10 protein-coding genes are annotated in these 8,984 nt (G+C 69.9%); 2 read left to right on the forward strand and 8 right to left on the reverse strand.

Going from position 1 to position 8,984, the window contains the following annotated elements:
- The 8 genes from GL263_RS15330 to GL263_RS15365 form a co-directional block, all read right to left on the reverse strand.
- Positions 1 to 1,546, reverse strand: a 1,546-nt coding sequence (locus GL263_RS15330; RefSeq protein ID WP_182856268.1) for a Rossmann-fold NAD(P)-binding domain-containing protein, incomplete at its 3' end; no start/stop codon positions are given.
- Between the two features lie 64 nt (positions 1,547 to 1,610).
- Positions 1,611 to 2,654 (reverse strand): phosphotransferase enzyme family protein, encoded by a 1,044-nt coding sequence (locus tag GL263_RS15335; RefSeq protein WP_182856269.1) that lies wholly within the window; start codon positions 2,652 to 2,654, stop codon positions 1,611 to 1,613.
- 40 nt (positions 2,655 to 2,694) lie between these two features.
- Positions 2,695 to 3,459, reverse strand: coding sequence for an AP endonuclease (locus GL263_RS15340; protein ID WP_182856270.1), 765 nt, complete (start codon positions 3,457 to 3,459; stop codon positions 2,695 to 2,697).
- The gene (locus GL263_RS15345; RefSeq protein WP_323379412.1) at positions 3,456 to 4,046 is read right to left on the reverse strand and encodes a hypothetical protein; all 591 of its coding nucleotides are present in this window, start codon (positions 4,044 to 4,046) and stop codon (positions 3,456 to 3,458) included. Before GL263_RS15345 ends, GL263_RS15340 begins: the two co-directional genes overlap by 4 nt.
- Before the next feature lie 287 nt (positions 4,047 to 4,333).
- Positions 4,334 to 5,128, reverse strand: a complete 795-nt coding sequence (locus GL263_RS15350; RefSeq protein ID WP_323379413.1) for a phosphoenolpyruvate carboxykinase (ATP) — start codon at positions 5,126 to 5,128, stop codon at positions 4,334 to 4,336.
- Between the two features lie 53 nt (positions 5,129 to 5,181).
- Positions 5,182 to 6,318, reverse strand: coding sequence for a hypothetical protein (locus tag GL263_RS15355; protein ID WP_182856271.1), 1,137 nt, complete (start codon positions 6,316 to 6,318; stop codon positions 5,182 to 5,184).
- Positions 6,319 to 6,384: 66 nt separating this feature from the next.
- The gene (locus GL263_RS15360; protein WP_182856272.1) at positions 6,385 to 6,654 is read right to left on the reverse strand and encodes a hypothetical protein; all 270 of its coding nucleotides are present in this window, start codon (positions 6,652 to 6,654) and stop codon (positions 6,385 to 6,387) included.
- The gene (locus GL263_RS15365; protein WP_182856273.1) at positions 6,651 to 6,932 is read right to left on the reverse strand and encodes a hypothetical protein; all 282 of its coding nucleotides are present in this window, start codon (positions 6,930 to 6,932) and stop codon (positions 6,651 to 6,653) included. Before GL263_RS15365 ends, GL263_RS15360 begins: the two co-directional genes overlap by 4 nt.
- Before the next feature lie 294 nt (positions 6,933 to 7,226).
- On the opposite strand from GL263_RS15365, the gene GL263_RS15370 reads away from it, so the two are divergent.
- Positions 7,227 to 8,393 carry a helix-turn-helix transcriptional regulator gene (locus tag GL263_RS15370; RefSeq protein ID WP_182856274.1) on the forward strand — a complete coding sequence of 389 codons (1,167 nt, stop codon included), beginning with the start codon at positions 7,227 to 7,229 and terminating at the stop codon, positions 8,391 to 8,393.
- Between the two features lie 19 nt (positions 8,394 to 8,412).
- A partial coding sequence (locus GL263_RS15375; RefSeq protein WP_182856275.1) for a 5-formyltetrahydrofolate cyclo-ligase occupies positions 8,413 to 8,984 on the forward strand: 572 nt, incomplete at its 3' end.

Here is an 8,984-nt window from a genome sequence, read left to right on the forward strand (position 1 = left end):
GGTGGGTGGTGGGGGCTGCGTAGAGGTTGTAGTACGCCTCGAACAGGCCGGCGTTGGTGATGGCCTCGTCTGCTGGGCGGGTGTGGAGTCCCGCTGGTACCCGGTGTGGGTCCGCGCAGAGGTGGCGGGCCGCGATGAGGGTGCCGGCGCGGTAGGCGTCGTAGCACTCGGGCGGGATGGAGTCGTCCTCGAAGAGGTTCGCGGAGCGGCCGTTGCCGAGCAGGGTCACTGTGCGGCTGGGGCTGAGCCGGTATCGGATGCCGACGCCGGGGATCTCGGTGGCGTCGTATGTTTCGGGGTCGGTGGTCAGCACGGAGAAGTCGCGGGTGGCGAACGGGGCGAGGATCGTGCCGTCGGCGAGGTGGAGAAGGTCGGTTTCGGTGAGAGCGGTCTCGCCGGTGGTGCCGATCACCAGCATGGGTCGCGTGGCGTCGAGTGCTTCGGCGGCGGTGCAGTGGGTGTGGAAGCCGGTCTCGGCGGCGTCGATGAGGGCCGGTAGGGAGGTGTCCACGACGGTGACTCGGCAGCCGAGCGCGCGCAGGTAGGCGGCGAGGCGGGAGCCGAGGGTGCCGTAGCCGAGGAGGAGTACCGGGCGGCCGATGAGTTTGCGGTCCGGGAGCAGGGTGCGGAGGCGGCGTAGGCAGGAGTCGGCGATCTCCCGGTAGCCGAGGAGTGTCTTGACCTGGGAGCGTGCCAGGTTCAGGACGGGGATCCCCAGTGGCCCTGCGGCGTTGATGCGTTTGACGCCGCTCACCGTGAGTTCCAGCGCGGCGTCGGCCCGGCGGTGGGCAGCAGCTGCGCCGTAGCCACAGGCGAGGAGGCCGCCGTCGTCGATGACCAGGACGCGGCGGCCGGCGGCGTGTGCGGCGTCCAGGAAGGTGTCGATCGGCGCGGTCGCCGTTGCGAGGGCATCGGCATGCGTCTTGGGGTTGTTGATGGCTGTGTTGTCGAGCAGGCCGGTGCGGTAGCCGCGGGCGCGGAGCGTCGCATGGATGTGGTCGCGGCCGGCGGTGCGGTCGCCCTTGTCCAGAGCGTAGATCCACGCGGTGGGGATGCCTGCGCGTTCCATACCGAGGAGGAATCCGACGCTGTGTTCCAGGTAGTGGTCCCGGAACAGCAGTGCCCAGCCGTCGAACGCCCGGTCCGGTTCGCTGTAGCGGTGGACCAGCGGCATCGCGGAGGTGATGGTCGCCAGTTCGCTCGGCGTGTAGGGCAGGAGGGCGTCGGCCAGGTGCGTGTGCAGTTCTCCGAGGATCTCCGCGTCAGCGCCGGGCTCGGCGTCGATGAGGACTTCGAGCGACGGTGGGGGTGGGGTCTGGTGGCCGAGAGTGCGTGGCGGCTGCGGGGCGAGTGGTTTCCAACGCAGGTGGAGGCGAGCGCCGTTCGGGGAGGTGAGCCGGACGGTGTCGCTTCCGGGTTCGGCGGTGAGGTGGTGCTGGTCCGCGATCTGTTGGGCGATCTTGCGAAGGCGTTCGGGGGTAGCCGGGCCGCGTAGGACCGTCCACGGGACGGGGCCGGATCCGGTGAGCGGTGATGAGGTGTCCACTGCCTCGGGTCTCCTGTTCGTCGGTCCGGCCCCGGTGAGGCTGGCCGGTCGGGCTGTGCTGCGGTCAGGTCTGGGCGAAGGTATGGGCCAGCGCTTCCTCGGCTTCTCCGAGGTGTTCGAGTAGCCGCTGTGCTGCCTTGTGGCGGAGCAGCCAGAACGCGTCCAGGTCGTCCTGGAGCAGGCCGCCGCCCTGGTAGTGCTGCTTGACCCCGTAGAGGCTGGTGACCAGCGTGATGAGCTGAACTCGGGCGCAGAACCGTACGTCCGCCTCGGTGATGCTCGGGTTCTCCTGCAGGTAGGCGGCGACGAGGGTGCGTCCGGCGGTGATCCAGTTGTCGGTGAGTGCGACGGAGCGGGGGTCGAAGGCGATCCGGCCGAGCTCGTAGGCGATGGGGAAGGGCTCCGGCGGCCGGAAGTCCAGTACGGCGGCGAGCTGGTCGCCGTCGAAGAGCAGGTTGACGGCGCTGTAGTCGCCGTGGAGGACCTGGCAGCTGAGGTCGGGTAGTTCGTCGCGCAGCTCGGGCATCCGGTGGAGCATTTTTTGCCGCTCTGCCAGTGTGTGCGCGGCCTGGACGTCGAAGTCGTCCCATTCGGCGCGTGGACTCTCGTTGATCGTGCGCAGCAACCCGTCCACGGCGACGTGAAGCTTGCTGAGGTCCCGGGAGCGCCAGGCATGGAACCTGTGCGGCGTCTCGGCGCTCGCCGGGTGCTGGGCGAAGGCACGGTGGATCGCCCCCAGGGTGCGGCCGGTCTCGGTCTGCTGGGCGGCGTTCAAACCGGAGTCCACGGTCACGCCGGCGACCCACTCCCAGACCGAGATGGCACCACGGCCGGTCCGCGCGATCGTCTGCCCCTCTGTGGTGAGCAGTACATGGGCGACCGGCACCCCGTGGCGCTCGGCGAGTTGGGTCTGGGCGATCGCCGCGGCCTCGTCGCTGAGGTCGGCGTCGGGTGTGTACTGCTTGACGAACAGTTTGTGTCCGTCGGCGGTCTGGGCCTGGTAGTTGATGGTGACCTGCCCGGCGGGTACGCGGGTGAGGCGGGCGTCGGTGACGTTGTAGGCGGTGGTCAGTGCGGCGGTGGCGTCCGCTGCGATCGGGGTCGGCATGTCCTTCTCCTTACTGGGGTGGCGACGAGGGCCACGCACGCTACGGGCTGCGGTCGAGGCGGTTCCACCAGGAAGCCGCCGCTCGGTATTTGGCGAGGCAGGTCGCCGGGCTACGGTCCGGCCCGGTCCACTCCACCGCCACTTCGATGCGCTGCCCTGCGGCGATCCGGCAGGCGGCGCGGGCGGCGACCTCGGAGGCGTCGGGGTGGGCGGCCAGGCCGGTGCCGTCGTCAGAGAGGTGCAGTGCTTCTGTTCGGGACAGGAGCCAGGTCAACGCCGGCTGACCGCTCTCTCCCGCGCGTTGCACGGTTGCGCCGAGTTGAGCGGTGTCCGCCAGTAGACGCACCTGACCACTGGTGAGTTCGTACAAGGTGGCCAGGTGTGTGGAGGTGAGCCAGTCCGGGTGGTGTGGCTCGACGAGGAGCGGTACGGCGGTCTGCGGTAGCGCGAGTGGTGTCGCCCTGGCGAGTGGAGTACGGGCGAGCAGCCGTATCCAGCCGGCGCCGAGTTCGGCGGCGGCTTCGGAGAGCCGGCGCAGTTCCTCGGCGGCTTGCCGCCGGTGGGCGTGATCGGTGGTGAGCAGGTCGGTGAGGTCGAGGTCGGCGGTCACTCCGGTGATCGGGACCGTCTCCCGCACGCGGCGTCGCCATGCCCGCAGCGTCGTGGCGTCGCGGTTGACCAGGTCGAAGCCCCGGTGGCCGCCGCGCAGGTGCAGGAACGGAACGCTGGACTTCCTCGCCCACTCCAGGAGGTCCGGCACGTCCAGGCCCCGGACTCCGATGCTGTACAGGCCGACTCCGCTCACGACGTGGCCCTCCAGTCGAAGAGGGTCACGGGTTCGGCGGGGCGTCGTGGCGTTCCGAGGAGCTGGTAGATCTCCGGAGCGAGGTTGCCCGGTACGGTCCGGCACCAGAACTTCAGCAACGCCGGATCCAGGTGCTCGGACAGCCAGGTCGTGGCCTCTGTGTAGGCGCTGCGGTAGCTGTGTGGTGCTGCGGCGGGAGCCAGCTCGTGCATTCCGACCACGGTCCAGCCGCGCCGGTGCACGTCGACGGCCGCTAGCGTCTCTGTATCGTCCGGAGTGCCGAGGAGGCCGAGGATGCCGCCCGGCGAAAGCATCGACGCGGCCCGACGCGCGTTCCCGACCGCGTCGATGACCACGCTCGTCTCCGAGACGTGGGACACACACTCGACCCACGGTGCTCGATCAATCGCAGTGTGGACCCGGGAGGTCACCACTCGGACCCTGCCCACTCCCCTACGCCGCAACTCCAGCACCATGCCCAGAGCGACCGGCCCGGACCCGACCACGACAACCCGGTCCCAGTCCACGGCCGGCATCCGGTCGAGCCCCAGAAGCGCCATCTGCTGGAACCGGCCAAGCGCCGCCACCTGAGCGGAAACTCCTGGCGGAGCTGCTACCGCGCCGACATGTTGCGGCCAGAACGCGGCACCGTGCGGTACCGGCGCCATCGTCCACCCGCTCTCCGTCCCCGTTTGCCCGAGCGCCATGTACCCGGCCTCGCTCCCCTCGGCGGCGACCATGCGCTTCCGCTCGGTTCCGGGGCTCAGCACACTGAACTCCCCTCTCACCATGCCCGGCGGGATCTCACCTGCGGCCGCGCAAAGAACGACCTCGCCCGACCGGAATCGCAGTCGCGCCCCAACATGCCGCTCGCTCATCCCGGGCCCTCCTTCACCAGGCGTTCCACGTGATCGGCGATGGCGCCGGGCGCTCCCCACACCGCGTGCATCCCGAGGCGGCGGGCCAGCGCCCGCACCAGCGTGTGCCGGTGGCGGGCGGCGCGGCTGTCCTCCAGGCTGCGCAGTACCGTGCGGCCCTGCTCCAGCACGCGGTCAAGCAGGTGGCCGCTCGACCGCAACCACACGGTGGCAGCGGTGTGCTCGTCGACCCTCTCCAGCACGCCTTCACCGGCACGAGGGTCGCCGTCAACGTCGACGAGAACCGCCGCCCGCAGCGGACCACCGCTGTCCGGCTCCACGCGGAACCGCTGGCTCATGTCGGCTTCCGCACTGTCGAGTTCGGGGAACCATCGGCGGACCGCGTAAGGACGCACGACAAAGGCGGCGGTCCCGCCGGCCAGCGTTGGCACGGCACCGCCACAGTCCAGCAGCGCCACGTCACCGGCGACAGGCCGCCACCCACGCCGAGCCAAGGCAAGCGCGACGAGAGTCTTGCCGGCTCCATGCCCTCCCAACAGCATCACCGCCGCACCCGAACTCGGGCAGCGCAGCGCGGTGGCGTGCACGCACAGCGTGCTCTCCCGAAGATGCAGCAGATGCAGACGCGCGTTCACCAGACGACGAGCGTCTGCCGCGCCCGCGCAGGCCGGGATGATCACGCCCGCCGTCCGGGAGGAGGAATCGACCCGCACGACACCGTCGGCCGCGACGCCGGGCAGGTGAGCCGACACCTCAGCCCACCAAGCCGTCGCACGGCTCGGCGCGAGCACCGTCAACTCCCGTCGCCGACTACTCACCGCGTACCACGCGCGTGCCTCATCCGTCATCGCGCCGACCTCTCCGCCAGCGCTGCCAACAGGTCGGCGTTGGCGGCATGGTCGTGTCCGAGGACGAGCGCCTGACGTGGCAGCGCCCCCAGGGCCTGCGCCAAGTCGGCGCGAGCACGCGCCGAGCCTCCACCCTCCCCGCCAGTGAGGTTGAAGATGTCCGGGTAGGAGTCCTCCTGCGAGCCGCACATGAAGTGCTCCTCGACGAGTTCCGTCTTCCCGTCGCGGTCGACGGCGGGCACCGCACCGGACACGGTGCGCGGGAAGAGCACCAAGCCCACCTGTGCCGAACCCACTGTCGTGACGCCGTACCAGCCCGCGAACTCCTCTGGCCGCACATGCGCCTTGAGCTCCCGAGCCCCCTCCCGCAGCGCCTGGGTCCGACCGGCCAGGAGGGCGTCGGTAACCCGCCGGTCCTGCGACGGATGAGCGGTCTCACCAGCCGCCAGACGAGCACGGGCGGCATCCACCCACCCCAGAGCACCCATCAACCCAAGACCCACCGCCGCGCCCGACGGCCACGCCAACAGTTCGACCCCGCTCGCGTCCGGCTGTGCCCGGGCGAACACGCGGTCGTTCGCCAGCAGACCAGCACCCGAGGCCGCGAGAGTGAACGCCACCGTCGTCTTCCCCACACCCCGGTCCCCCAGGGTGAGGACAGCCCGACCGCGATCGGTCACCGCCGCGGAACCGTGCAGGACCGCCCAACCATCCGCGACCAACTGCGCCCGCATCAGCTCCCGGGAGACCCGAACAGCCGCCCGGGCAAGCACGTCAGCATCCGGAGCGAACGCAACCACGTCCATCCGGCGTGCCGCCGCCGTGTAGCGGTAGGCGACCTGTTGAGCTGGCGTGAACGCCAGAACAGTGCAGCCGCCAGCCTCCCGCGTGTAGAAGGTGCGGGAGCGCGGGTACGCCGCCTCCTCGTAGGCCGTGGCAGCCACAGCGGACGCCAGCGCCTGGTACTCGACAGGATCGTGCGCCGCAGTCACCGTGGCAGCACCGCCGGCCTGACGTCCAACCGTCCACCAGGGCGAGAGGTAGCGCTTTACCCACTCGATGACCGAGGGATCCTGCGCCACGACGCTGACCGACCCCTCGGCCGCAGCCGTGAGGATGGTGACTGACTCCACGCGTTGGTTTCCTTCCATAGTCGGCCTCCTGGCAGTTCAGGTGCATGGGTCTGGGAGGAGTCGCGATCAGGGCTGACCCGCGACCGGGCGAGCGGCGGCCACGGAGCCCGCCAAGTGCGCCTCAAGTTCGCTCGGTTGACGTTCGGCGGGCTCGTGGCTGCCGTCGCTCAGTGCCGAAGGCTCCAGAGCCGGGAGTTCGACGGTCGTGGCCCCTCGGGCCGTCTCCGCCACAAGCACGACAGCAGGCCCCACCAGGCCGACGCTCGCGAGCGCGATGACCATCCCGGCGCCGGGCATCCGAATCCGCTCTGCCGAGCCGGTACGCCGTCCGCTCACCGTTCCACCCCGCCACCCGGCGCCTGACCGCTCCCGTACAGAGGCGGAAGGTGCCCGGCACTCTGTCGCTTGTCGATCGCCTGCTCAAGCTGGATGGCGACGAGCTGCATCTGGTTGCCGTCCAGGACGAGGATCGTCTCCGTCCGCCGCCCGTCGGGGTGCCGAAGGATGATCGGGAGGACGGCCTGACGTGCCCGGACGTCGTACAACAGGTCCCTGCGGTCGGGAACGGCATGCAGGTGGGCAGCGCCTGCCTGCTGACTCGTGTCGGTCGCCATCACGCCTCCCCGAGCTGCAGATAGACCTTGATCTCGTCAGCGCTCCACGTGACGGGATCGCCGTGGAGCCGGACGCAGTCGAACGTGGTCACGATCACCTCCGGAGAAGTAGCGGTTCGACGGCCGCGCCGCCGGCAACGGGCGTGGCCTCGACATTCAGAGAACCGCCACAACAGGGCCGTAACCAGAGCAGAATCGGGGCACCGATGCGGTACCCGTGTGGCACTTCGGGGCATGACCTCGAAGAACCGCGAACGGACAGGACCAAGCCGAATTCGCAGGGAGCCGAGGACCATGCCCATCAAGCGGCACCGACTCATCCAGCGACGCCATACCGTCGGACTGACTCAGGAGGCGCTGGCCGAGCGGCTGGGAGTCGACCGTTCCACGATCGTGCGCTGGGAGTCCGGCCGCGGCGGCCCACAGCCCTGGATGCGACCCCGCTTCGCCGCCGCACTGGGCATCAACATCGAAGAGCTTCAGGACTTACTGGCCGAAGCCACCGGGGACGACACACCTCGACGGCAACGACGAGAGCACGCACTGAGACACCCCTCACGCATCGACCTCACCACCGCCGCTGCCCTCCGCGACGACTTCACCGCACTCGCCTCCCGCTACGACCACGCTCCCTCCACCCGCCTCCTCGCCGAAGCCGGACAGCAGCTCACCGAGATCACCTCAATGGCCAGCCAGGCACCTGCGGGCCGCGTGCAGCGCGACCTGCGAATCCTCCAGGCAGACGCCTCCACACTCATGGGCCAGCTCGTCTGGGACGCCTCGCAGCGCCGAGACCACGCGACCGCCCGCACCTACTACGACCAGAGCGTCAGCGTCGCCCAACACCTGCGAGACCACGTCCTCGAAGCCCACGCGCTCCTCCGGACCTGCTACGTCGCCCTCTACGGCGCCCAAGACCCGCACTCAGGACTGTCCCTCGCCCACCAAGCCGCCACCAGCGCGAAGCCGGTCAGCCACGCCCTCACGGGAATCGCGCTCCTCCACGTCGCCGAAGCCCACGCCATGCTGGGCAGCAGCACCGACTGCGAAGCCGCACTGTCACAAGCCGACCGGCACCTCTCGAAGGCGGACAGCGCCGACGCGGCGGCCGAACTCCTCTCCCCCACCCAGTTCGGTCGCCTGGCAGGCTCCTGCTATCTCTCCCTCGGCCAGCACCACCGAGCCCGCAGCTACCTCGAGGCGACAGCCGGCCAGCTGCAAGATCGACGAAAGTCTCGCACCATCGTGCTCGGGAACCTTACGCTCGCCTGTATCCGCCAACGCGAGGTCGACACCGCCGTCGCATACCTGGACCAGGCCATCAACGAGCTCGAGGACACCCGTGGCGGCGGAGGCATGAACATCGTCTTCAGCGCAGCCCGCGAGCTGCGACCCTGGCGGCAGCAGCCGGACGTGGCAGACGTCCACGACCGGCTCCTCGCCCTCATGGCCGCACCATGAACCGCGTAAGGAGACCCGGGTGACCACCGAAGCCGACCACGCCAAACAACTCGTACGCACCCAGGTCTGGGACGCCCTCGACGCCGCCGAAGCCGTCCACGACACCACCGCACACGGCCGCATCCCCAACTTCAAGGGCGCCGAGCAGGCCGCCGACCGGCTGGCCGAACACCCCGCCTGGCAAAGCGCCAAGGTCATCAAAGCCGTCCCCGACAAGGCCCAGCACGCCGTACGCGCCCGCGCCCTGGCCGAAGGCAAGACCGTCTACATGGCCGTGCCGAAACTCGCCACCCCCAAGCCCTTCTACCTCCTCGACCCGAACCGCCTCACCATCCCTCCCCACGAAGCCGCCCACCCCCGCACTGCCGCCGCCCGCGCCCCGGCCGTCGAAGTCGACGCCCTCCAGCCCATCGACGTCATCGTCCTCGGCAGCGTCGCCGTCAACACCACCGGCGTCCGCCTCGGCAAAGGCGCCGGCTACTCCGACATCGAGTTCGCCCTCCTCACCGAAGCCGGACTCATCACCACCGACACCCTCATCGTCACCACCGTCCACCCCCTCCAAATCATCGACACCCCCATCCCCCACAC

This window comes from Streptomyces durbertensis (assembly GCF_014156695.1).
In the GTDB taxonomy this organism is placed as follows: Bacteria; Actinomycetota; Actinomycetes; order Streptomycetales; family Streptomycetaceae; genus Streptomyces; species Streptomyces durbertensis.